The following is a 25,212-nucleotide window of genomic DNA, read 5'->3' on the forward strand; positions in this document are numbered from 1 at the left end:
TTAAAATTTAAGATTAAACCCAAGGGTAAAAGTCCTAGGCCTTGGATATTGAAAAAAGAATATATTTTGACCGAACTGGCTGGTGTTGGAAGAGCCTTCGGGATCATAGCCCTGAAAGTCTTTCGACTGTACCACAAAAGCGTTATCTACACTTCCATAAACCCTGAAGTTCTTAATGCCGTATGAGCCCAAAAATTTATCGGGAAGGGTATACCCCAAGACAAACAGATTGCCTCGCAAGTACGACCCATCGGCGACCCAACGGCTGTCAACTTGACTATTTTGTCCGGATGTACCTTGGTTTCTGATTTCCTGTACCTGCGTATTTTGGTTCTCAGGGGTCCACCCTTCGGTCAGTATCGTACGTAGGCCATTGGCGATTCCTGATCGATCTTCGGTAGAATGCAAGGCTTGCTGAAGAATGTCTACATCATACACAAACTGAAGGTCGACCGAAAAGTCGAAACGGCCCATTTTAAAGTTATTGATAAAGCTACCTGTCCATGTGGGCAATCCGTTCCCTATAATCGTACGCTCGGCCGATCGTTTGGCTTCACCGGGCAAAGCCCCAACTTCAGCGGCCGCGTCAGCCTCATCGGTTCCCCAGATTCCCAGACGTTCCAATCCCCAGAAAGAAGCTACCGGCTCCCCTACCCTTAAGATGGTATTACTCCCCGATACAAAACTAGGGCCTGGAAAAATATCTTCATCGTTCGCCCCTAATTTTTCAATCCTATTTTTATTGTAGTTGAGATTGAATACGGACTCCCAAAAGAAATCGTTTTTAGAATATGCCGAACTTAAAGCGACTTCGGCTCCCCTATTCGAAATAGAACCTATATTATCTCGAATACTTCCAAAACCTGAGGAGCGCGGTATCGGCCTATCGAGCAACAGGTCTTCGGTCAATTTGTAATAATAATCAAGTTCTAGGCTTATCTGCGGGTTTGTATTGGTACTCATTTCCATACCAACATCGAATTGGGTAGTCGTCTCCCAGCCCACATCGGGGTTAGGTATACGACTCACAAAGCTATCGTTTACCCTTTGCCCGTTGACCAGAGCCGTACCCGAAGAAATGGTAGCCAAGGTAGAATACGGACTGATTTCGGTATTACCCGTTACCCCATAGCTTGTTCTCAGCTTTAATTGATTCAAGAAAGTGTTGTTTTCCAAAAACTTTTCCTCGGAAACCACCCATCCCATACCTATGGAAGGAAAGAAGCCATACTTATTATTGGCCCCAAACCGAGAAGACCCATCGGCCCTACCTGTTAGAGTTAAGAGATAGCGATCTTTATAGGTGTATCCCGCCCTCATAAAATAAGAGTTGATGGACCAGTCGTTATACCCTGATTGGGGTTCGCCAAAAACACTACCTGATTGCAATCGGTAAAAAGAAAGCGAATTGTCGGGAAAACCTTCCGATCGGGCACTAAAACCAAAATAGCTTCGCTTTTGCCAACTCGCCCCAAGTACGGCGTTTATACGTGAGTCGCCTAAACTTTTATTATATGACAAGAAATTTTCCTGCTGCCAATAAAGTACCTTTTCCTCTGCCACACTGGCGCGGCCCAAGGGAGCCGATGTATTGATCAGGTCATTGGGTGAAAAATCCTGAAACGTACGATCTTGTTTATCGATACCGAACTGTGTTTTAAAATCGAGTCCGTCCGCAAGATGGAACTGAAAGTAGACATTCCCGAAAATCTGGTTTCTAAGGTTCCGTTGTACTTGGGTCTCCAATACGTGTACCGGATTTGCCATGGCTTCAACATTGTACGGATCGGTAATCGAACGGCTATTTGAATAAGTACCGTCGGGAAAGCGCACTGGAAAAATCGGGGGCATTTCAATCATCGTTCTTCTTGGCACTTGCCCGCCTCCTCCATCTGAAAATTCATTTTCAATGGTATAATTCACTAAAACATTGGCACCAAAAGAAAGCCAATCCCTCACTTGGGTATCGTAGGTAAGCTTGCCGTTCCATCTTTCCAAATCATTATTGAGCATAATCCCCTCGACATCGGAAAAATTAAAAAAGGCTCCCACCGACGACTTTCCATTATTCTGTTGCACCGCCAATTGGTGGTTATGGGTAACGGCCGTTCGCGTAGCCTCATCTTGCCAATCGGTGTCGTACAGCGGTTTGCCACTGCTGTCGAACAGGCGGGGGTCGTCTGTAGTAAATTCGGGGGCGTCGGTACCCGGTCGGTATTTCGGGGCATTTGCGAAGCCTGTCTTTACTACTTGCAACCATTCTTCCGAATTTAAAAGGTCTAGTTTTTTTCGCAGATGGCCCAAACTCAAGTAACTGTCATACGATACGGTAACACCTTCGGTTTTAGCGCCCCTTTTAGTAGTAACCAAAATTACGCCATTGGCTCCCCTGGCCCCATATATAGATGTTGAAGAGGCATCCTTAAGGACCTCCATACTTTCTACGTTGTTCGGGTTCAGGAACTGAATATCTTCCATTACCACTCCATCGACTACAAAGAGAGGGTCGGAACTTGAGTTGATGGTTCCCAATCCCCTAATAATAATTCTAGGGGCGGCAGTAGGGTTACCTGAATTCAAATATACATTAGCACCTGCAACTCGGCCTTGAAGACCCTGAAGGGCATTGCCCACCGGCCTTTTCAGAATGGCATCGCCATCAACACTGGCTACAGATCCCGTAACATCGGATTTTCTTTGAACCCCATAGCCCACCACAACGACTTCCTCAAGTTTTGAAGCATCCAAAGCAAGTTGTATCTGTAGGGAGGAGCTGAACGAAACCTTTACTTCTTTTGATTTAAAACCAATGTATGAAGCCACAATCACGGCATTTTCACTTTCTACATTTAAAGTGAAGTTTCCATCAAAATCGGTAACCACACCGTTGGTTGTTCCCTTTTCCAAAATATTGGCTCCCGGTAAGGGCGTACCATCTTCGTCAACAACGGTTCCCCTAACTTCCGATTGTTGGGCGCTAGCGATACTAAGGTTTTTAGAGATAGAGTGTTCTAATAGATCAGGAGTGTTTGTTGAAAGGGACAGAAATGATTTCGGTTGAGATACCGCCGAAATTGAAAGATTGGGAACTAGAATAATGAAAAATAGAATTTGTAACGACAAGGAGCTTTTGAACAAAGTGCATCCTGTACATTTTGTTTTTGCATGTTTTTTCATGGTACAATCAGATTAGTTAGTTAAGATGCCCTCTTTAAAAAGAGAACCAGTAGTAGATTGAAATTGAGTTAAAGGGTTTTCTTCATAGGCACTTATACATAAGGGTTAAGTATTTTTTTTGAGAAAGCTGGCCAAAGTAACCAGTCAACCAAAATATTCGAAAAGAATTGTTAACGTAGGAAAGGCCTAGTTAATTCGTTAGAAAATTCATGAATTTTATATTTCCGGAAACTATATGTTTCATCAAAAACTAGATATTCGACGAAATACATCCCACAGTGGCAATTGATCGTAGATTTATGCTTCCTTAAAATTCTATTCCTACAAACTCCTTTATCTTAGCCCTAGGAAAATATACTCGGCTAGCCATTTATCCGATGTCATTTTACCGAAACCCAAATACTTTATGAATCTTAAGCGAATTGTTATCGTTCTGTTTATTTTGGTCTCTTTACCAATGGTAGGACAGCCCTATACTACCCGAGATGTTCAAGCTTACCTCATACGTCTTGAAAAACTGGTAGACAAGCAATTGGCGCAGGGAAATATTGTTTTTGACGAAAAGGGACTTTTAGACGAACGGTCAAGGACCAAAGGAAAGGAAAAGGTTCAGGCCTGCTTTAAATTATATAACTTTTACATCTACAAATCACCCGAACTTGCAGAAGACTATAATAACGAGTCTCTTGAACTTTCTAAAGAAATAGCTTATACGGAAGGTTATCTGCAGTCGATTACCCATCAAGCATTTATATATTTCATGCAAGGTAAGTTTGACCAGGCATCTGAATTATTGGACCGTTTAGATTCAGAAAAGCTAATGGATCAATACCCTAAAATCATTGCTGACAACAGTGCGCTAAAATCATATATCCACACCGAGCGTGGAGCATATGATTTGGCTCTCGACACCTCTTTAAAAAATCTACGCTATGGGGAAGCAATAGAAAACCCTTATGTTTTGATGAAGGCCTACTCTTCGATTTCCCATCTATATTTAAGATTGGGGCAATATGAAAAGGCGCTTGAAAATTGCCTCAAGGGCATCGATCATTCCTTGGCCTTAAAACGGACACAAAATATTTTACCCAAGATAGACGAGATGGCCAGAATGGTCCATGTTTTACAAGGTAGTCGACCCGCCTCCGAAATCTACACCTTCTATCTAAAGCTAAAACAAAAATTACCGGCCCCTGGAGGCTATATTGAGAGTGCCGTATTTATGAATATCGCAAGTATATACATAGAACAAGGCGAATTTGCACTTGCCGAACAGTATCTCAATAGGGTGTTCGAACTTATCAATGAAAACGAATACAGGTTCAGGCTTCCTAGGGCCTATATCCTGAGGGCCGAACTCAGCCTTAAAAGGGCCGATACTACAGCGGCCATAAAAAGTTATACGGCAAGCTATGGAACGGCGAGAAAAATCAATGCCTTTGATGTGGTCAAAGACGTGAGCTATAAATTGGCAAAGCTTCACCAAGCCAAAGGAAATGTAGAACTGGGACAGTCTTTCTCGGCCATTCATTGGGCCGTTCGCGATTCGCTTTTTTCCTTAGAAACCAACCAGAGAATACAAATTCTAGAGGCAAGCAGAAGAATCAACGAAATTTCCAAAGAAAAGGAAATACTTGAAATACGTACCAAAAACCAAGAAGAACGCTATGTATTTATACTCCTTGTACTAACGCTGACCCTTATATCTGGTGGTATCGCCACATATTCGTATTTTAAGGTAAGAAAGAAAAACCGGCTCTTGTTTTATAGGACCAAAGAGCTCATACAAGAAAAGATACACCAACAGAACAAGGCTCACCATTCCGACAAACCAAAAGAAACCGTCCCCAAAAGATTTCGTTCCCATGAATATATTGATGAAGATATCAAGGAAATCATATTAATAAAGCTGAAAAAATTCGAAAAAAACAACGATTTTCTAAATCAAAAATGCAGCCTTTCATCGTTGTCGGAAGAACTACAGACCAATCAAAAATACTTGTCACAGGTAATCAACCATGAAAAAAAATCGAATTTCAACAACTATATCAACGAGTTAAGAATAAACTACCTTCTCAAACGTTTGGTCGAAGATGAAGATTTCAGAAATAGTAAGCTAAGTTATATTGCCAGTGTATGTGGATTCAACAACCAAAACACCTTTTATTCGGCTTTCAAAAAACGTTTGGGTATTCTCCCCTCATACTTTATTAAACAACTCAACGAAGAAAAAGAGAAGGAGCAAAACTAATTTACTTCTTTTTTCTTCGCTTCCGCCAACGCCCTTTTCTTCTTATAAAATGCCTTGTCGGCTACATAAATGGTCTTTTTCACTTCACAGAAGACAATATCACGAGCCTTGTTCATCAAGTAAGTCGTCTTTACAATGTCGATCGCATCTTCTTGCGCTACCCTTTGCTTGATTTTCTCTACTTCCTCCCAACTGTATTCAAAATCGGCATAGAGGTCTTCTTTGGCAGGCCTTTTAAAGTAAATTGCGGCAGACTTGTCCCAAACCACATAATCGTCGCCAAGTATGTTAATGAGCTGAACCATGGGTATGGGATCAACGGCCGAGAACATACTTCCTCCGAATATAGTGTTTACATAATTCCGGTTTTTATACCCAATAGGCAATTTCACCGTCACCTTTCGCAAATCGGACGAAACCGCTTTCACCCTTGCCGTGCTACGACGGTACATAGGCGAAAGGTTAAAACCGTATTTCAATAATTTATGCTTGCCTATAAAACGGGAGCCGATGTCGACCAAATCACTATAAAACGACATTAGATGTATCTAAATTACCAATTGGGAACAAGGGCTAAAATTACCACTAAGTACCAAATAAAAAAAATGAAGGAAAAAACGGGGAGTAAAAGAAAAAGAACTTTCATCAGATGAAGTCCTTAAAAAAGACAATAGGTGCAGACGCGATTCCTATTTTCGAAAGAAATAATAAAATACGAACGATATTTTCATCTAGGCCGATCCGTGCTTTTTCAAAAAGGGGGAACATTTATTTCGTTCTATCATAAACAGCGATAAACGGCCTTCTCAAACTTCCTATCAGACATATATCGCCCGTATTTCAATACCCCAAAATTAGGGTACAGAGTCAGAAAAAACTTATAGTTTTCGATAAACAGCGTTTATCTACATGTGAATGCCTAGATACCTATAGACGAGTCGTTATTTTAAGATGAAATGTAGAAACTGGGCCACTTTAAGCGTTCTGAAAGCTTTCTTCCTTAAAGTCTTGAAACCAAAAAGAGCATCGCTAAATGCCCTCTTCCGTTGATTTTAAAACTCAATTTCTATTTCAGGACCTCGGACTGTAGGCGTTCCACCTGTTTGGCACTCAAGCCTTGTCTGTAATAGACATCGGGCCGGTGATTTACCCGGTGTTCCTTCATTTCGGGGTCATCTAGATCAAGGCTCAGGTCACAGTCGAAACGAACGAGTTTTGAATGGTATTTGCCTTTGCCCCCTAAATTGATAAAGTGGGCAAGGCCCCAAGTAACGCCCCTGCCATAATCGGTATCGGTAAAGGCATCCGGCACATAGGGAGCGCCTGCATAGGGCATCAACTCGGTAATGGAGGCAATTTCAAAATTTACCCAATCTTCGGCATATTGTACGGTATTGTGTTCGGGACCGTCTTTATAGACCAAAGCCGCAACCCCTTCCCTGAAGGGAAACAATGAAGTCTCATGCCCCGAAGTTATTAAGGGATTCAGGGGATGCTTTGTAAAAGGCCCCAAGGGATCATCAGCAATAGCGAGTCCTTGCATACGTACCTTGTCGGGTTTTTCACCAAAATCGGATTTATAATAAATATAGATTTTACCATTGTGAACAAGGGGATACGGATCGTGAATGGAATATTGGTCCCACTCCCCTTCTCCCCCGTTCGGGATCACTACCTTATTATACGGGGTCCATGGGCCATCGGGCGAATCGGCATAGGAAACGGCAACAGGGCAATCATCCCCTCTTTTTCCGCTCGCCTCCATAAAGCCTTGGTAATACAGGTAATATTTGCCCTTCCACTCCAAAATATCGGTAGTCGTTACCGACCGCCATCCTACCAAGGGTTTTTTAGGTCTTTTTATGGCCACCCCTTGTTCTTCCCAAGTAAAACCATCGGAAGACGTAGCATACCAAATTTCGGACAGGTCCCAGTCGGAAGAGGGAATGGTATCATTACTCTCATCTGCCCCCCGCGGTGGCGTAGAAGTATTTCTATACGTGTACCACACGTAATACTTCCCCTTGTGCAAGAGTATTTTGGAAGGATCCCTTCTTGTAATCGTACCATCGTTTCCGTTGTAATCGAAACCTTTGAGCTCAGTATATTTAAATTGGCTAAAAAGCTCGTTATGCTGTGGCTGCGGTGCTTCGTAGTCGGTATAGATTCGTTCCATTGCGGCACTCATCTTTCGGTTGGGTTTTTCGCTAGGCAATATAAAAGGGAAGCCCCTTTGATCGGCTTGCTGTTCTACGTATGGTTTTTTCTCGGACTGATCTTGACATGCTCCCAACAAAAAAAGTAGGGCAACGATTGTAGTGATGTTTTTCATGGCTTGGTCTGGTTATGGTTTTATTGTCTTTTCTATTTTCCTAAATATTCAACATAGGTGTAGTATACCCCATAGGTCTCCCCTCCCTCCATAAAGTCGTTGACCAACATGGTCTTTCCTTCTTGAAGGTTCAAGATAAAATCTACACTGTGGGCTCCGGCATCAATGGACCGCTCTTGGATTTGATTGGCAATTTGGATCCGTACTTTTTCAGGATGCATGCTTTTGTAGTCATATTGGTTTTTAGGGTTCTTTTCAGGAATGCCCCAAATGGGCCCGGAACATTCTTTGGGCCAACGCATACAAGAAATTTTATACTGCCCCGCTTTTTCGACTTTAATAGGATGGGTATTGTTCCTGTTCTTGATTCCCGATGCCACCTGCTCCGGTTTCCAGATACCCCCATCTTCTCCAATGGCGTGCTGAATGGTCAGTTTAATTTCTTTCTGGTTATCGTTACCGACAATACTCACCGGAAACTCTTGGTATTCATTCCCCGATTTGGCCCTGTTCAAAAATGCTTCGTTTTGAGCCAATAAACCTTCTACTACTTTATTGTTTTTTGAGGCCACATCATGGTCTTGATGCGGGTCCTTCCCTATGTCGTATAAATTCGTTCCGTTTACCAGCCGCCATTTCTTGTTGAGTATCGCGGTTTCATCGGTATCGTGTGGGCTACGCCAATCTTGACGGTGGTGTACAAAGACCGTTCTTTTCTCATCGAGCTTTCCGTTTTTGAGCAATAGTGGAGAAAAATCGATTCCGTCCAACTTCATTCTTTCGGGAATTTCAAGACCACAGAGACCGGCCAAGGTGGGAATCAGGTCTACATGCGCCGTTAATTCGTTCAAGTCTTTCCCTCCTTTTATCTTACCGTCTTTCCAACGTATAAAAAAGGGTACCCGATGACCTCCTTCGTAACGCTGTCCCTTTTTTCCCCTAAAACCTTTATTAAAACCCAGTTTACCGTCATCACTCACACCGCCTCCCGAACCGTTATCGGTCATATAGATCAGTATGGTATTGTCGGCCAATTTTTGTTTTTTCAGATAGGCTTCGAGTTTTCCGAAATTCTCATCAATATTGGTAATCATTCCATAGAATTCGGCACCTACTATTTTATCGCCTACCAAATGTCGGTAAGGCGCTGCATATTTTTCCGCGACGATAAACGGACTATGGGGCGCATTGGTAGGCAAGTACAAAAAGAAAGGCGCTTCTTTGTTCTTATCGATAAACTTCATGGCTTCTTGAAACCATACATCGGTACAATAGCCTGAAAACTGTTTAGGCTCATTGTTAACGTAGTACACATCGTCGTTGTAACTATTCCCCCAATAATCGGACAACTCGCCCACACCTCCGGCCTTATGGTGGACCGCTACGTCAAAACCACTATCGGTAGGCCTTGAGGGGTAGTTATCGCCCAAATGCCACTTGCCGAACATTGCCGTTTTATAACCGTTCCTTTTAAACACATCGGCCATGGTAAGTGCATTTTCCGCCAAGGCATCACGTCCCTTATATGTGGCCCATGTACCGTTATTGACGGGGTATCTTCCGGTCATAAGCGCCGCCCGTGTAGGAGTGCACATAGGACTTACATGAAAATCGGTCAGGCGTACGGCCTGTTTATAAAACTTATCGATATTCGGGGTCTTTATCCACGGGTTACCATGGCAGGCCAAATCACCTATCCCTTGATCATCGGTCATTACCAAAATCACGTTAGGCGGTTTTACCTCTTGTGAAAATCCATTCCCCAGAAAAAGCGCCATCCCTAATAAGAATACGCCCTTTATCCCTTTGTTCGTTATCCGTTTAAATTTTTCCATATGTATTGAAAAGAATTATTTTTAGCTTTTGCCCATTAATGTCACATCGCTTTTCCAAGTCGCCCCCGACCCCTCAAAACTAGCCATAGAAAACAACAAAGCTTAAAAAAGATACTTTACAAATATTATACAAAAGATAATTACGCCCTCATAAAGACGATATTCCCTTTAATATTTAATATCTTGATTCCAGTAAGCTTAAAACCCCACATGAAACTGTATTTCAGATATTTACATATTTTTATATTATTCTTCTACATTCATACGGGCCTGTTTTGTCAAAACAAGGCGCATAAAAACCATATACAAGACAGCACATCCTACTATACAAACCAAATAAAGAAGGCCGTAACCAAATCGAAGCTGTTTCCCGATAAATCTTATCACATGTTCGATGTTTCCAAAGCCTATTTTGAAAAAAAAAGAGACACGGTACATATAGTACACTGTCTCTTGGGCATGTCGGAAATTCAAAAGAAGAAAGGAAAATTCAGTCGATCATTCGATCACCTATGGCAGGCCAAGTACTTAAGCGATTTTTCTAAAAACAAGGCGCAGAAAGTGCGAATACGTATTGACCTGGCCCGTCTTTACGATGAGTTCAATATGAACGAACAATCGGTCTTACATTTAGGAGAGTCCCTAAAAATCGCAAAGGAAATATACGTTCTCGATTCCACCCAGGTAAAACATCTGATTTCCAGTTATATGTACATGGCCGTACGGCAGCGCAAATCGGGGAATCACCATAAAGCCATGCAGTACTTAGACTCTTGCTTTATCAACCCATCGGTCAAGCTCGAAAAAAGTGTAGAGATGCCCTTCTGGGATGCCGAGCGAGGAAAAATCATGCAAGAACTCAAACAGTACGGCAAGGCAAGCACTTATTTACATCTTTCACGCAAGCATACGCTAGACAAACAAGCGAACTACCGCCCCAATATCTCTATGTACCTGGGCGATTTAAAAAAAGACCTTGGCCAAAAGGATAGTGCGCTCTATTTCTACAATGAAAGTTTATCGCTGAGCCGTGACCACGGGTTTAGAAACGATTTAGAAGCCGAAGTACTACGTAAGATCGCAGAAGTATATTCCATGAGCGGGGAAAAGGACTTGGCCTACGACTATCTCATTGAATCGACCCGTACCGCCGACCAAATCCTACAGGCAAAAAACCAGACGAACAGTGAACTTTTTCAAATTAAGGACACCTACCTCAAGTCCATTTCAAAAAAGGATGCCCTTTTAGAGCAAAAAAACATCATCATAGAGAAAAACTTCCAGATACAACGCCGGCTTCAGATTATCATGGGGCTCTTGGTTTTGCTCGGGATCGTAATCTTTATTGTGGTACGTACTAGGCTCAAACTGAAAAAAACCGTTTTACGCCAAAAAGAAGCGGAATTGCACACTAAACTTATAAGTGAACGAAGCAAAAACGAGATTGAGATTAAAAGCAAACAACTCACCTCTTATGCCCTTCAACTCATAGACAAAGACAGTGCCATCGATGAGCTACTCGATATGTTGAAAAAAGAAGGCTCGCCCCGCTACAAGTCGCTTTTCAGCAAATACAAAAAGGGATCTAACGACCTGTGGAACGAATTCAACCTTCAATTTACACAGGTCAACTCCGCTTTCTACGATAAACTAAAAGAACATCACCCAAGCCTGAGTTCTACCGAACAAAAGCACTGTGCGCTTATAAAACTGAACCTAACGACCAAAGACATGGCCCGGATCTTAAATATAGAACCCCATAGCGTTCACGTCTCACGTTCTAGAATTCGAAAAAAAATGGGGTTAGAGCGCTCACAAAACCTAGAAAATTACATTTCAAGTATCTAGCTTTAAAAACGCAGGGGCTGGCCACGCCCCTAATATTTCATAGGTTCGAAAATCTACTATTCCGTTTTTGCCTTTGAACGGGCCTCAGTCGTTTCCTTAACAATGGCCTCGGCAATTTCAGGGTAATTCCACTCAAGGGTATTTCTATTAAAAATACCGAACTCATCAACATTCCCGTTATCCCACCAAATGGGACAAATGCCCCTTTCGGCGCAGGCCCTGGCATAGAATTCGGCATGGGCCAAGCGGTCTTCGGGATTATCACTGAAGGTTGAGCCCCACTCCCCCATGACCACGGCCCTATTATCTTCGACGATGAATTTATCACGGATTTTATCCAACTCCGCAAGTAAGGCGGTTTTGTCGGCTTCGGTTCCCCAAGTGGAGTCCGTTCCATCCAAACAAAACTGATAAGGGAAATAGCTATGCACCGATACAATAACATTTTTATCCCCATTGGGTACAAGATAGTCGTTCAAAGCATTTGAAGCGGTACTTGCAGCATAGGTAGACACCATTATTTTTCGCTTTGCATTATTGCCCCCCGTGGCCCGAATGGCATCGACACTGACCTGGTGATATTGATTGACGGCATCACGGCCTTCTTGTGTACCTCCTTTCCATTCCTCGGGCGTACCCTTATGTCTCGGTTCATTTAGGGTTTCAAAAATAAGGTAATCGCCGTAAGTCTTGAACCTATTGGCTATTTGCGTCCATACCTTCGAAAGTTCATCTTTTACTTCATCGGCCTTTTCATAGGTAGGAAGGATCCATGTTTCATCATGGTGTATATTTATGATCACATACATCTCATTTTCGAGGGCAAAATTGGCAATGGCCTCGACCTTATCCAACCAATTTGCTTCAATAAGATAGTCTGGGCCCTCCCCTATATGAAACTTCCAAGTAACCGGTAAACGTAAGGTTTTAAATCCCATTTTGGCAATTTCATCGATCATGGCCTTAGTGGTCAAGGGGTTTCCCCAAGCCGTCTCGTCACTGTTATAGGTATCCATTGCATTGCCCAAGTTCCAACCGGCCCCCATGTCAAGAACGAATTCCTTAGGGGCTATCTCCCTCATATTGCCGTCATCCTCCCCATCTTCTTCATTCCCTTCTTCTTTTGACATTTCGCGTATGTCAGGATCACCCGAGACATGAGCCCCATCTGAATGCTCCTTTTCGCCACAAGACGTAAAAAGACTGAAGTTTACACTAAGCACCATAAAAATTAGAACTGTTTTTCTCATGCGATATAAATTTTAGGGGTTTAGGGAGACCAGAAAGAGAGGCCTCCATTGGTTTTCTGTATGAATTCAAATTGCGTTGTTCCCGTGTTACCTTAGGAACATAAGGGCATAATTAAGGCCGGTCAATTGTGGTAATCAACCGGCCTTTTTTCCGTAACTCTCGACCGTAATAGTTGCTTTACTCCGATCGAAAGGTTACACTAACTACTCAACTAAAAGACTATAATTTTTCTAACTTCACGTACTGTACCATTATACCGTTGGTCTGGTTTCCGATATCCAATAAGACCCGGCCTCCAGTTGTGGTTTCGCTACCCATGGTAAACTCCTTTTCATAAGTCTGGTACTCGGTATCACCGGCCAACCATATACCGCCACCACCGTCGTATGCTTGCCAGCCGTCCCTTCCTGTACCGTCGCCTACCGATAGGGTAAACCAGAAGTCTCCTTGGCCAGGATAGGCTTTTACTACCGTGGTAAGTTTATACTTGGCTCCTTTTTCCAATATTATGGAAGGCTTGAACAACTGAACATCCCATGGATTGGCCCCTGGCACAATGTCTTGGGCTACAAGAACTCCCTCTTCCGCGGAGATGTTTACCGAGCCGCCACCATTTTGATTGGCGCTCCAACCATCGAGTCCTCCTGTAAAATCGGACTCATAAATTGTTTCGGAACCTAGCGGTATGGAAACGGTATCGACAAAATCTGGATAAGTAACCACTATTTCGGTGGTGCCATCTACATATACTTCCCCTTCGGCGGGTGTGGTAACAATCTCATAGATAGCAAAATCCTCACTCGAAACGATAAGATCTTCCTTCCCGTTTATCGACAACCTTAGGGTCAAGCCTTTAAGGGCTATTACCTCCCCGTCTTTATACAAGGTTTTCTCCGGTTTCGTTTCTATGGCCATTCCGGTTACATCAAGAGGATTGACCGTAATAGGAACCGCTAAGGAAAGTCCCGTTGCATGCGAAACCTGAACCTCGCTATCGGTAGCTATCAGTTTCGTTTCATTGGCGGGAGTGGCCGTAAGTTCAAAGGCTTCAAAATTTTCGAAGGGAACAACCACCTCTTGACCGTCTGACATAGTAAAGGTCAAAACCATACCTTCCAAATCAAGCCTTTCCCCGATTTCGTATTCGCTTATGGTCGGTGGTGTTGTAACAACGCCACTTAAAGGCGCAAACGGAACCACTTCTATGTCTTGTGCAACCTTTGCCTTGGTAGACACATAGCTTACCATAACTTCAGAATCGTCTACGGAAACGATATCACCATTCATTGGAACCGTTTGAATTTCCGTACCAAAATCATCGAATGCCACATCTTCCTTGGTTCCGTCTTCCATTACCAAGGTTACGACCATACCGGTCAAATCAATTTTTTGACCGTCTACATAATTCGCTTTAGCCTTCGTTTTCACTTCAAGTTCGACGACGTTATTGGTAACGCTGATGGCCTGTATCAAGCCTTTTCCGGAGTCTCCAATGGTTATGGTAAGCTGTTGATGTGAAAAATCAAGTACGGTACCATTTGCAGGGTCGGTAGTGATATTTTCGGCCCCAAAGGAAGCAAAGGGAACATCTACCATACTGCCATTCTTTTGCATGGAAATAACAAGATCGGAAAGGTCGAGCTGCTCGCCCAATACATAGGCCACTTTCGGCAAGGTTTTCATGCGTACGCTTGATGATACCTCCTCTGCCCCGTCATCGTCGTTATTGCACGAAGAAAATACCATGATGGCCATGACCATCAGTAAGGCCGCGACTCTGTTATGTGTAAAATTTAGAATATGTTTCATTTTCCAATTTTATTTTAGTTCAATTTCAAACTCTTCAAAAACCGCCGTTCTATCCCTGATGACCAAGGTATCCTTAACTGCATGTGTTTCTGAATTGTCGACATCCGTATAGGTATAATCCAAATAAATGACATCTCTTGGTTTTCCTCCCCAAGTATCCCCACCTTCGACAAATTTACCGGTACCACTTACGTTGTAGGGGTCGTCTTTATAGCTGGAAATAGAACAGGTATCATCATCGAAGGAAAGTTCCAATGCTACGTTACCGGGGCTGGAGTTTTCGCCTCGCCCAATGATATTCTCTAGGTGCACTTTATTGAATCCGCTGGTTTCAACAAAGGCGATTTCATCATCAATGGTAAATTCCGCATTATACTCCCTACCCAATATCGGTGTACCGGTGGTAATCATATCCCTACCCCTTCGCAGGTAGTTGCCATGAAATCGGTTCATGTATTTAATACCGAAAAGGGTATAATCTTTAGGAAGAATATCCCAATGCGCAGCATTGGCCCTATCGGGATTGGTCACGTTATCAAAGCTACGGCCCGAAAGCACGCTGTCGATATTATCGGCCTGGGTAATTCTAAGGGGGATGACATAATTCGTCGTATTGACCTTTCCAAAAGATAAGGTATCGTTGAAAAAATTGTCGTACAACTGCACTTGTATGCGAGCCTTGGTATCACCGGAAGCAATGGTTACCGGACTTATGCTTTCAAAAGTGTAGTAATCCGCTGGTAGGGGCTTTACATTGGCCACGTTAGCCAATAGGCTGTTATCTACTTCAAAATAAATTTTTCTTTCTTCATCGTTCGAATAAACACCGGTCATCAAGGCCGTAATTTCAAAACGATAGGCATTATCCTCCTCGTTGATTCCTTGATCATAATTACCAAGAATTAATGTTCTGGCAGGCGTTTGGTATGGAAAATAGACGGTTTGCGTATCAAAATCATCAAATTCAGGTTCTGTATTGCTACACGATACCAAGAATAAGACTGAAAGTATACCAATAAAATATCTTGTGTTCATAAAATGAAAAAATTAAATTAACATTTTGGCCGAAGCTTAAATTTATATCTTTTAAAAATACCCCTACCAACCTTGGTTTTGCTCAATTAAATTGAACCTTACCACTTCGTTTTGTGGAATAGGCGCATAGTTGGCATTCGCATTATAGAGCCTTGGTTCTACCGTGAAACTTTCATAATTAGTTCCATCAAATTGCAATCCTTTGGCATCCGGGGTTTGATCGAAAAGATTCCACCTTCTTAAATCGTACAAACGATGTCCTTCGAAACAAAGTTCCAAACGACGCTCGTTACGGATTAAATTCCTCATGTCTTCTTGAGAGCTAATACTACTCAAATAGGCATCTGAATTATCAAGGCCAATACCCGCTCTTTGCCTTATGGCCCCAATGATATTTCTAGCGGACATACCACCTACCATTTGGTCTGGGCCTCCCAATTCATTAGCTGCTTCGGCCAGCATAAGGAACAGATCCGTATACCGTACATAAACGTTTATTTTTTCTGAACTGGAAATTGAACCATCAGCACTTATTACCACTTTTTGATCCAATAATTTTTTTAAATAATACCCTGATCGTGTTGAACGTTGGGAAATCTGATCAATACCGTCAACACCTCCATCGTTAGTAATGCTTACCACTCTTCCATTTAGATCATTGCCGTTATAGAGTATGTAGCGCTGCAATCTCATATCCCTATTTTCAAAAGGATTCTCCGGGTTATAGTCAGGATGGGCTTCCGAAAAAGGAAAACCGTCTAACATTGGAAAAGCTTCCACTAAATTTTGAGATGGATTCAGCCTGCCTTCTCCATTAAGAGAAGGAGGGAAATGCTGGCTTTCTACCCAAGTCATATCAGTAGAAGCATTGCTTCTCCAAAGTACTTCTGGAAAATTTCGCGTACCTACCGGAAATTCATAGAAGTTATAATACCCATTGGGGTCAAGTCCGCCAAGGCCACCGATATCATTTAAAAGTTCCGCAAGAAGATCAGCAGCTTCTTGATAGTACCCGCCTTGTCCGTTCATAAAAGCAGGACTGGCCGCCAACAGATACAACTTGGCCTTAAAAGCTTTGATAATCCTGCCGTTTATTCTACCGTCTTGATCTTTACCGAAAACAAATTGGTATGTATCGTCATTTGTATCGTTATATCTGGAAGGTCTTTTTGCCAAATCACCATCATAATCCATTGGTAAATATTCGAGTGCCTCATCAAAATCGGCCACAATTCTGGAAACCGTTTCTTCAAAACCCAACCTAGGCGTGTTGAAATCGGCATCAAATTCAAGGAACTCGGAAATATATGGTATACCCAATAATTGTCCTGAAACACCACGCCCCCCGTGTTCCTGTAAAATCCAAAAATGTCTAAGGGCCCTAAGGGCAACCGCTTCGCCATATAAGCGTTGCTTAAAAAGCTCATTGGTCTCTTCGTCCCTCTTCCATTCTACCTGATCTATCAGGGTGATGAACTTATTGGCATAGAGCACCTGCTCATACATACCCCACTTATTTGTAAAAGGGTTTTGGGCGTTCCATTCGCCGGTTGCCATCCTACGGTAGCTACTCAAGAAGTTGTTTACGGCATCATCCGTTGCGGCATCATTAAAATAGAGCTGATTCACCAGTCCCTCATATGCATTGAGCAATACCCCCTCGGCAAATGCAGGATCAAAATTCAGACGGTCTTCCCCTAACAAATTTTCATCAACGGGTTCCACCAAGCTACACGCCATAATTGATGAAAATAACGTGAAAAGGGTTATATTTTTTAGTATGTTCTTCATTTCAATTTTATTTTTCACATTAAAACTTCATTCTTGCCCCAAAAGAGAAATAGCGGAACATTGGATCAAAACCTAGCTGTAATTCCCTAATATCCTTGTTTTTCGAAAATTCCGCCAAATTAGACACTGAAGTAAAAAGATTGATATCCTTCATATTCAATTTGTCTACCAATTGGGAAGGTAGGTCAAATGTTAACTGCACTCGCTGTATTCTAAAGTTGTCATTACTGTACATCCAATAGGTAGAGGTCTTATCAAAATTGTTCGTGTTACCAATGGAAGATAGTCTTGGGAACGTAGCTGTATCAGCTGTAGCTTCGGTCCATCTGCCCTTTACCACTTCGGAGTACTTCGCGTCTCCCTGTGGTCTGTAATAATCTCCGGACAAAATGCCGTCCCTACCTACTTCCGCAGTAAAGAGAGCGAACAAAGTAAATGCCTTGTAAGACCACGTAAAATCAGACCCAAAACTCCAAGGCGCTCCGTACAATCCAATTTGCACCATGTCTTGATCGTTTATAACATCGTCTCCGTTTTGGTTCTTATATTTAATATCACCAGGTCGTACCGTACCGTATTGTGTTGGCAAATCGCCTTTTAAGCTACCATCTTCATTAAAATCGTCCACACCGAACAATCCTAAAGACTCAAGACCCCAGATGGCATCTACAGGCGTGCCTTTTCTATTTTGATATTCGTCTTCGTAAACCTCATCTACCTTTGTTCTCTTTGATTTGGTGTACAATGCCCTAGCCCCTATATCAAAAGTAGAGTTCTCCGTTTTTGTGTGGTAGTTTACACCGACCTCAAAACCTGAATACTGATCCTCGTTAAAGTTACTGTAAGGTCTAAACGAGCTGTAATAATCAGGGTATAAGGTAGAGGCCCTAATTACTTTTTCTCCCATGATGGACTGAAAAACATTGGCCTCTAACCAAAGTTTTTTGAACATTAATGCTTCAAAACCTAAGGTGTAATCCGTTCTTTTCTCGAAATCCAAACCTAAATTCTGACCCCGTAAGATTTTTGTAGATGCATTGTAGTAACCCGCACCATTGGTATCACCCCAATTGTATCCCCCTCCGTTTTGCTCATAAATGGCATCATACAGAAAATAATCTTGAATACCTAGGTCTGTATATATCACACCAATGGATGATCTTATCTTCAGATAATCTAACCAAGACGATTCTTTTAAAGAAGACTCTTCTGACAATACATATGCCAAGCCCAAGGACGGGGCAAATTTACCTCTATTGCCATCGGCCAATTTTACGGAGTTCACGTAGGCCCCGCTTAGATTGGCGTATAATTTTTTCTTGTAATTGTAATTAAGGCTAAGCGCTACATGGCTGTTTTTAGCGGACTGTTTTTCATCCTTTACATAGGTATTATTGGCAAATCCGATTAGTGATGCATCGATAAAATGGTTGTCCTTAATTTGTTTTTCATAGTTCAAAAGACCATAAAAACCATATCTGATGGCAAAAACGTTGGTGTTCACACTTTCAACCTGGTCCTTAAGGTCATTATCCCTTACGTTGACCAAATCGACAATTTTATTTTGATCGTTCCAAGTCGGTTGATACACCGCATACTTATTCTGAACACTTAAGTTATAAATGTTGTAAAAATCAAAACTCACGTAGCTTTTTGCCGACAGCCCTTTGGTAATGGCACTCAAGTCGAAATCTATAGCATTGTTCACCTGACTCATACGGGTCATGTTCGTTTGGTAGCCCCCTGCATAAATACTAGCTATGGCCCCCCCGTTATACACTTGGTTCCCTCCGAGAAGAAAGCCATCATACTGGTTGGCCGCATCAACAATGCCGCGTAATTCAGGATTTGCCGAAAAATCTATCTCACTTATGGGCAATAATGGGGAATACAAGTTAGGTCTAATAAGGCCTCCCGAAGCGTAAATATTACTAAGCGATGTTTTATTCTTATCAATAATAGCCACAACATCTAAGCTACTTTTGATCCAATCGTTTACTTTAAAATCTATATTACCCCGTACATTGAACCGTTTGGCTCCTTTGTCATTTTCAGGATTTACCGACTGAAAACTACCGTCTGACTTAAACCCTAAGTTAATATAGAACTTGGTATTTTCAGAGCCCCCCGCAAAATCTGCGGTTACATTGGAATAAGGTGTTAATGGGTTAAAATTTCCATCGTCATAAAAATCAACATTTGGATATCTATACGGATTAGTACCGCTTCTGTGGTTTTGTATTTGTTCCGCAGAATATAGTTCGCCCAAACCGTCGTTGACACGGGCCTCGTTAAAATACTCCATATAATCTGCCGAGTTCAAATAATTGGGCATACGAATAGGCAACCTTACCCCTGTACTGGCACTAATATTAAACTGTTTTTGAGTGGAACCTCGTTTTGTGGTTACCACTATGACCCCGTTTCTGGCCATGGAACCATAGAGGGCGGAAACATTTGCATCTTTTAATATGGTTATCTCCTCTATTTCCTCCATATTCAATAGGTCAATACTACGACCCGGGATGCCATCAACCACGATCAAGGCCTCTCCTAATCCGCGGACACTGCTACCTCCCGATAAACCCGTTAGCCTTCCCCCAAGGGCATCGCGTACCCATTGCGTTGTATCATACTTTAAAAAGTCACCCGGTTTTACGGTAGACGAAGACCCTACAATATCTTGTTTTTCCGCGGTGTGGAAACCTAAGTTTATATCTTCATTTAAATAGGACTCCAACCCATTAGGTGCGTTCTCTAAAATAACCGTACTGGTCGAATCTATTGTTTGCGCCGTTACCGATAGGCTGCATAGCATACAGAGGGATCCACCGAGCAGGAGTTTTGTAAGTATATTCAATCGTATCATAAAATATGGTATTGTCTAGTGGTGAAAACAGTTTTAATTACCAACCTGGGTTTTGTGGGAAACCTTCATATATTTCTGTATCGTTTTTAGGGAAGGGCAACCAATAGTGCTTATCCTCAAAAACCTTGGTTCTTAAGACCCTTTCTACAAAATTTATGGGTTTGCCTTCGGCATTCCGGTCAAAAATTATCTCAGTTTTAAGCTTGTACTTTTCTTGAGTTCCTAATTTCCATCTTCTAATATCCATCCAACGATGCGATTCATAGGATAATTCTACCGCCCGTTCCCGACGTATTTCATCCATAAAAGCGTTATCGCTGGTAAGGTATTCAGGCCGCACGTTTAAGCTGCCATCGGGCACTGCCCTTTCTCTAATTTTGTTAATGGCATCAAGTGCGGATAGTTCAAAACCTTGTGGTTTTCCATTGATTCCATAAGCAACCAATGCCGCTTCGGCATACATTAAGTACACATCTGTTAATCGTACGTGCAGACGCCATGCAAATACACCTTGATTATCAAAATTGTTAAATCCTATTGGAAACCATTTTTTAGCTACGTAACCCGTTCTTGTTCCATTTCCTTTGTTAGGATAGCGGTGTGCGCCTTCCCTAAAGAATTGGGCATAACGATGCACCTCGTTTTCGCCGGTGGCGGCACCAAGGTTCTCTACCATTTGGTCCCCATCCAAAACAATCCATTTGTACAGCCTTGGATCCCTATTCTCCCAAGGATTGGCCGGGTCGTATAGCGGACTATCTTCACAGGACAAACCATCACTCATACCAAAATTGTCTTCAATATAATTATGGGTAGGAAACGAAGCGAGGTTATTTTGACCAATCGCCCCCAACTGCCAGTTGGTCGACAGAAAATTTTGAAACCAGCCAACAGAACCTGCCTGACTAAAAATATATTCCGAAGAATAAGGGTATCTCCCCTGCGTAGAATAGAAAACACTTTCATACTCGTCCCAAGGGGTTAAACTGTATCTTGACATTTTAAGAACCTCGGCAAAGGTATCCGCCGCGCGCTTTGCCAATTCTTTATCATAGTCATAGGTACTACTGCTATTTTGCATGAGCGGACTGGCTGCATACAGAAGGTTCTTTGCTTTTAAGGACAAGGCCGCCCCTTTTGTAAGCCTGAACATATTTTCGCCTCTCGATTTTAGTCCGGGCGCAAAATCGGGATCGTCCCAATCAACCGGCAGTAAATCAACAGCTCTTTGAAAATCTTCGTCTATTTTAAGTGCGGTTTCCGACCATTGCGCAGGTCTTTCCAATTTCCAATCATCCTCAAGAACACGGTCTATATATGGAATGCTTCCCCAAAACTTCATGATTTCATGGTGAAAAAATGCCCTAAAAAAATAGGCTTGCCCCAAAATCACATCTTTCTCTACCTGGTTGGCCCCCGTCATTAGACTATCCGCATCGGCAATAACAATATTTGATTTACGAATACCGGCCCAGCTACTCGGCCATAATTTAGCTCTGTCAAAAGGTAGTTCCGCATTGGTATTGGTCGGTCCGTCAAACATACTTCCCGGACCACTTCTTTGCCATTCCCAGTATCTTCCCTCATCAATAGCGTAATCAAATTGCCACGTATCGATACCCACGGCATCTTCGGCATAACAATGAAAATGTTGCCAGTGTGCGGCCGTACTGTAATCTACGATCATGGCGTACATTTCTTCTACAAAACCTTGGGCACTATCAAAGTTTTTAAAGACTTCTTCTTCTGTGAGTTCCGTCTCTATTGATTTATCTAGGTAATCTTCACAAGAGGCGAATATTCCCAGAAAACATATTCCTAATACCAGTTTGAATATCTTACGCATTGTCTACTATATTAAAAGTTAATGTTTAGCCCTATGTTATATCTTTTGAACGTAGGGTAATCACCTCTATATTCAGAGGCCGTTGAACCTGTGTTATCCTGTCTATCGTCAGGTAAGTCTGACCAGTATGCCAAGTCGTTACCGCTAACATAAACCTTATAACTACTTCCTTTCCCGGTTTTAAAGGTGTAGGCCAACTCAATATTTTTAAGTCGCACGAAAGAAGCATCATACCAGTTCCTATATGGATCGGTGCCCCCACCTGTACCCAACCAGGCTGGAAGTACTTCCTCGCCATCGGGATTATCTACACTCCAATAATCGGATTTGTACTCAAAGAAAAGCGGGGTCTCGAGCATGAACGTCCTATCTGTAAAGTTTTTGGTAGCATTGTTCACCCCATAAAACTGAACCATAAAGGAAAAGTTCTTATACCCGGTTCCCAAGGTGAGGTTATAGGTGTTCTGTGGCCTTACGGTATAACCAAAAGGAACCGCATCATCACTGTTTACAACCCCGTCACCGTTATAATCTATTTCATCATAATAGCCAGGGCGTCTGGTTTCTTGACTGTTCTCTTGAGGGGTTGCACCGTAGACATCATCCCAAGATTGTAACATATCGCCCCTGATGTTGACCCTGGGCTGCCCAATGGCAAACCCTTCTTCCTTTTGATAGCTTTGCTTTAAAAGGGGATCTTCTTTATAGATGATTTCGTCCCTTGCCTTGGTAAAAGCGAAATTCGACCATACATCCCAATTTTGCGTCAACTGTTTTTTATAGTCCAAGGATATTTCAATTCCTTCAACCGTTGTCTCCCCAATATTGAAATCTGCAGGCTGAAAGCCGAAGAAGCTGGGAACACTTCGGGAATCGGCCGGAACGATGATATCGTGCCGGTCTTCCTTAAAAAGGTCCACCTCTAAGGAAAGGCTGTTTTTAAGTACCGATAGTTCAAAACCTATATTGGCCTTTTCCGATGTTTCCCATTGCAAATTGGGGTTACCTATAATACTTTCCATTCTAAAGGTATATGGGGAACGTGTTCCGTAGGGACTCACATTGTTCATAAATGCACTACCGCCACTAGACCATTGCGAAAGGTAGGCCCATCTTTCACCGGCACTGTCATCACCAACAACTCCGTAAGACCCCCTAATTTTAAACTTGTCCAACCAAGTCGCCGATTCCATAAAAGGCTCGTTGCTCACCATCCAACCCAAGGCTACGGAAGGGAAAAGCTCAAATTTATAGCCCGGCCCATATTTCTCCGACCCGTTGTAGGCACCGTTTACATCAATAAAATAACGTCCGTCATAATTGTAGGTAGCCCGGGCCACCCAGTCCTCACGATATCTGGGAAACATGCTTCCTATGGCATATTCCTCCCTGTTCATCAACATTAATATGGTCGTATTATGCTTCTCTGCAAACGTTCTGTTATAGTTGAATGAAAGCTGATAGAACAATCGTCTGCTCGTTTCCCAATCTTGTATGGTAAGTCCGTTACGCTCCCAAGGATTCAAGACAAAATCGAACTGATTTGTTCCAACCGGCGAAACCAATTGAGCGGACCCGTCTTGGTCGTAAATTTTATAAACTACGTTATCCATACCACCGGGATTCTCCTCTACAACTCCGCCCCCACCTCTAAAATTATTGTCATAAGACAGGCGGCCCGTAAAACTCAACCCCTTAAGAAGGAAGTCCAGTTTCTGGTCTAGGACAAAATCACTGTTCACCTGCACCCTATGGTTTTTTGTAAAACCTTTTGCCGTTAATATTACGGCAGGGTTGCTCAGTTCAAAATTTTCAGTAATCGCCCTACCGTAAGTACCATCTTCATAAATAGGGGTATATAGGTTTGGTGCCAATGAATAAATACTGCTGTACAATAGCTGTGGGTCCGCTTGGTTTGAATTCTGAAGACCGTAGTAACCCGACAAGTTAACCGACAAGCGTGTTGTAGGCGTAATATCAAAATCTATGTTACTTCTATAATTAAATCTATCATAGTTGAAATTGGGCGTATAATCGCGTCCGTTATTAAAACTTCCCGCATCAAAAATATCGCCTACATGCTGATACGAAAGTGCACCAAAATATTTAACCGACTTTGTTCCCCCCGCTACGGAAAAATTCAATCTATAATCTGTTGCAAAATCCTTTTGCATCACATCTACCCAATCTACATCTGGATAGATACTTCTTTCCAAATCATTGGCCGGATTACGGTATTTTTCAATAATATCTACCGGGGTGTAATTTCTCCAAGCCTCTTCCCGAACAGGAACCGTTCTTTCAATGGCCTCATTGGCTACCATTAAACTATTGTAGGAATCATATTTTTCAGGAATTCTAGATAAGGTCTTTATGGCGGAACTGGCCGTAAGTGAAAGTTGGGCCTTTCCCTCCTTCCCCCTTTTGGTCGTGATCAATATTACACCGTTGGCTCCTTTTACACCGAATACCGCAGTGGCAGAGGCATCTTTTAAAACGGACAGACTTTCTATGTCACCAGAGTCTATATCATTCATACTCCGTTCAATGCCATCAACCAAGATCAAAGGTTGCCCCCCACCGTTCCAAGAACTTTGGCCTCGGATGAAAATTTGAGGGGATTCATCCCCTGGTCGACCTGTTGAAGAGACCGTGGTCACACCGGGCAAACGCCCCGTTAAAGCTTGACCCACAGTAGATACCCCGCCCGATTGCATTAAATCGGCACCGGTAACCTGTGAAATGGAGCCCACAACACTTTCCTTGGTCTGGGTTCCGTAACCTACAACGACCACCTCGTCAAGCTCAGATGCCTCAACGACCATAAATACATCGATTTCCGTTCTGGAATCTACATTAACGGTCTGCTTGGCAAAACCGATATAACTGAATACCAAGACCGCGTCTTGGGGAACGTCAATACTATAGTTACCATCAAAATCCGTCATTACCCCTTTGGTCGTTCCTTGCTGCAATATACTTGCACCGATAATGGGCAGCCCCGTATCGGCTTCAGATACATTTCCACTTACCGTAATAAGTTCTTGCTGATACTCATTTGCCGTAAGTGCAATAGGGAAAAACAAAATAAACGCTACCAATAACCTCATCTTCTCAAAAAAATTAAAACAAAATATAGACCGTTTTGTACAAGGAATCCGTTTTTTC

13 protein-coding genes are annotated in these 25,212 nt (G+C 42.5%); 2 read left to right on the forward strand and 11 right to left on the reverse strand.

Annotated features, from left to right (window positions below):
- Entirely contained in the window at positions 1 to 3,177 is a 3,177-nt protein-coding gene (locus ZOBGAL_RS00960) for a SusC/RagA family TonB-linked outer membrane protein (protein ID WP_052725435.1), read from the reverse strand.
- Positions 3,178 to 3,583: 406 nt separating this feature from the next.
- Here ZOBGAL_RS00960 and ZOBGAL_RS00965 point away from each other — a divergent pair, with 406 nt between their 5' ends.
- The gene (locus ZOBGAL_RS00965; RefSeq protein ID WP_013991587.1) at positions 3,584 to 5,428 is read left to right on the forward strand and encodes a helix-turn-helix domain-containing protein; all 1,845 of its coding nucleotides are present in this window, start codon (positions 3,584 to 3,586) and stop codon (positions 5,426 to 5,428) included.
- On the opposite strand, the gene ZOBGAL_RS00970 is transcribed toward ZOBGAL_RS00965, so the two are convergent.
- The 3 genes from ZOBGAL_RS00970 to ZOBGAL_RS00980 all read right to left on the reverse strand — a co-directional run bounded on the left by ZOBGAL_RS00970 (position 5,425) and on the right by ZOBGAL_RS00980 (position 9,595).
- Positions 5,425 to 5,967, reverse strand: a complete 543-nt coding sequence (locus tag ZOBGAL_RS00970; RefSeq protein WP_013991588.1) for a DUF4442 domain-containing protein — start codon at positions 5,965 to 5,967, stop codon at positions 5,425 to 5,427. The genes ZOBGAL_RS00965 and ZOBGAL_RS00970 overlap by 4 nt on opposite strands.
- A 527-nt stretch (positions 5,968 to 6,494) precedes the next feature.
- Positions 6,495 to 7,760, reverse strand: coding sequence for a glycoside hydrolase family 117 protein (locus ZOBGAL_RS00975; protein ID WP_013991591.1), 1,266 nt, complete (start codon positions 7,758 to 7,760; stop codon positions 6,495 to 6,497).
- Positions 7,761 to 7,792: 32 nt separating this feature from the next.
- Positions 7,793 to 9,595 carry an arylsulfatase gene (locus ZOBGAL_RS00980; protein WP_013991592.1) on the reverse strand — a complete coding sequence of 601 codons (1,803 nt, stop codon included), beginning with the start codon at positions 9,593 to 9,595 and terminating at the stop codon, positions 7,793 to 7,795.
- A 210-nt stretch (positions 9,596 to 9,805) separates the two neighbouring features.
- On the opposite strand from ZOBGAL_RS00980, the gene ZOBGAL_RS00985 reads away from it, so the two are divergent.
- Positions 9,806 to 11,443: a helix-turn-helix domain-containing protein gene (locus tag ZOBGAL_RS00985; RefSeq protein ID WP_013991593.1), complete on the forward strand. Its 1,638-nt coding sequence runs from the start codon at positions 9,806 to 9,808 to the stop codon at positions 11,441 to 11,443.
- A 56-nt stretch (positions 11,444 to 11,499) separates the two neighbouring features.
- Here the strand turns inward: ZOBGAL_RS00985 and ZOBGAL_RS00990 are convergent, their stop codons facing one another.
- The 7 genes from ZOBGAL_RS00990 to ZOBGAL_RS01020 all read right to left on the reverse strand — a co-directional run bounded on the left by ZOBGAL_RS00990 (position 11,500) and on the right by ZOBGAL_RS01020 (position 25,154).
- Positions 11,500 to 12,693: a glycoside hydrolase family 5 protein gene (locus tag ZOBGAL_RS00990; protein ID WP_013991594.1), complete on the reverse strand. Its 1,194-nt coding sequence runs from the start codon at positions 12,691 to 12,693 to the stop codon at positions 11,500 to 11,502.
- A 220-nt stretch (positions 12,694 to 12,913) separates the two neighbouring features.
- Positions 12,914 to 14,503 carry a carbohydrate binding domain-containing protein gene (locus ZOBGAL_RS00995; RefSeq protein ID WP_013991595.1) on the reverse strand — a complete coding sequence of 530 codons (1,590 nt, stop codon included), beginning with the start codon at positions 14,501 to 14,503 and terminating at the stop codon, positions 12,914 to 12,916.
- A gap of 9 nt (positions 14,504 to 14,512) precedes the next feature.
- Complete coding sequence (locus ZOBGAL_RS01000; RefSeq protein ID WP_013991596.1) at positions 14,513 to 15,538, reverse strand: DUF5627 domain-containing protein; 1,026 nt, start codon at positions 15,536 to 15,538, stop codon at positions 14,513 to 14,515.
- A gap of 63 nt (positions 15,539 to 15,601) precedes the next feature.
- Positions 15,602 to 17,329 carry a RagB/SusD family nutrient uptake outer membrane protein gene (locus ZOBGAL_RS01005; RefSeq protein WP_013991597.1) on the reverse strand — a complete coding sequence of 576 codons (1,728 nt, stop codon included), beginning with the start codon at positions 17,327 to 17,329 and terminating at the stop codon, positions 15,602 to 15,604.
- Between the two features lie 19 nt (positions 17,330 to 17,348).
- Positions 17,349 to 20,198 (reverse strand): SusC/RagA family TonB-linked outer membrane protein, encoded by a 2,850-nt coding sequence (locus ZOBGAL_RS01010; protein ID WP_013991598.1) that lies wholly within the window; start codon positions 20,196 to 20,198, stop codon positions 17,349 to 17,351.
- 37 nt (positions 20,199 to 20,235) lie between these two features.
- The gene (locus tag ZOBGAL_RS01015; RefSeq protein WP_013991599.1) at positions 20,236 to 22,044 is read right to left on the reverse strand and encodes a RagB/SusD family nutrient uptake outer membrane protein; all 1,809 of its coding nucleotides are present in this window, start codon (positions 22,042 to 22,044) and stop codon (positions 20,236 to 20,238) included.
- Between the two features lie 11 nt (positions 22,045 to 22,055).
- A complete protein-coding gene (locus ZOBGAL_RS01020) occupies positions 22,056 to 25,154 on the reverse strand; it encodes a SusC/RagA family TonB-linked outer membrane protein (RefSeq protein WP_013991600.1) in 3,099 nt (1,032 codons plus the stop codon).
- Positions 25,155 to 25,212: the final 58 nt, after the last annotated feature.

This window comes from Zobellia galactanivorans, assembly GCF_000973105.1.
In the GTDB taxonomy this organism is placed as follows: domain Bacteria; phylum Bacteroidota; class Bacteroidia; order Flavobacteriales; family Flavobacteriaceae; genus Zobellia; species Zobellia galactanivorans.

Excerpts from the sequence above, each read along its gene's own strand:
- ZOBGAL_RS00960 (WP_052725435.1), bottom strand. The coding sequence starts at position 3,177 with ATGAAAAAACATGCAAAAACAAAATGTACAGGATGCACTTTGTTCAAA.
- ZOBGAL_RS00965 (WP_013991587.1), top strand. The coding sequence starts at position 3,584 with ATGAATCTTAAGCGAATTGTTATCGTTCTGTTTATTTTGGTCTCTTTA.
- ZOBGAL_RS00970 (WP_013991588.1), bottom strand. The coding sequence starts at position 5,967 with ATGTCGTTTTATAGTGATTTGGTCGACATCGGCTCCCGTTTTATAGGC.
- ZOBGAL_RS00975 (WP_013991591.1), bottom strand. The coding sequence starts at position 7,760 with ATGAAAAACATCACTACAATCGTTGCCCTACTTTTTTTGTTGGGAGCA.
- ZOBGAL_RS00980 (WP_013991592.1), bottom strand. The coding sequence starts at position 9,595 with ATGGAAAAATTTAAACGGATAACGAACAAAGGGATAAAGGGCGTATTC.
- ZOBGAL_RS00985 (WP_013991593.1), top strand. The coding sequence starts at position 9,806 with ATGAAACTGTATTTCAGATATTTACATATTTTTATATTATTCTTCTAC.
- ZOBGAL_RS00990 (WP_013991594.1), bottom strand. The coding sequence starts at position 12,693 with ATGAGAAAAACAGTTCTAATTTTTATGGTGCTTAGTGTAAACTTCAGT.
- ZOBGAL_RS00995 (WP_013991595.1), bottom strand. The coding sequence starts at position 14,503 with ATGAAACATATTCTAAATTTTACACATAACAGAGTCGCGGCCTTACTG.
- ZOBGAL_RS01000 (WP_013991596.1), bottom strand. The coding sequence starts at position 15,538 with ATGAACACAAGATATTTTATTGGTATACTTTCAGTCTTATTCTTGGTA.
- ZOBGAL_RS01005 (WP_013991597.1), bottom strand. The coding sequence starts at position 17,329 with ATGAAGAACATACTAAAAAATATAACCCTTTTCACGTTATTTTCATCA.
- ZOBGAL_RS01010 (WP_013991598.1), bottom strand. The coding sequence starts at position 20,198 with ATGATACGATTGAATATACTTACAAAACTCCTGCTCGGTGGATCCCTC.
- ZOBGAL_RS01015 (WP_013991599.1), bottom strand. The coding sequence starts at position 22,044 with ATGCGTAAGATATTCAAACTGGTATTAGGAATATGTTTTCTGGGAATA.
- ZOBGAL_RS01020 (WP_013991600.1), bottom strand. The coding sequence starts at position 25,154 with ATGAGGTTATTGGTAGCGTTTATTTTGTTTTTCCCTATTGCACTTACG.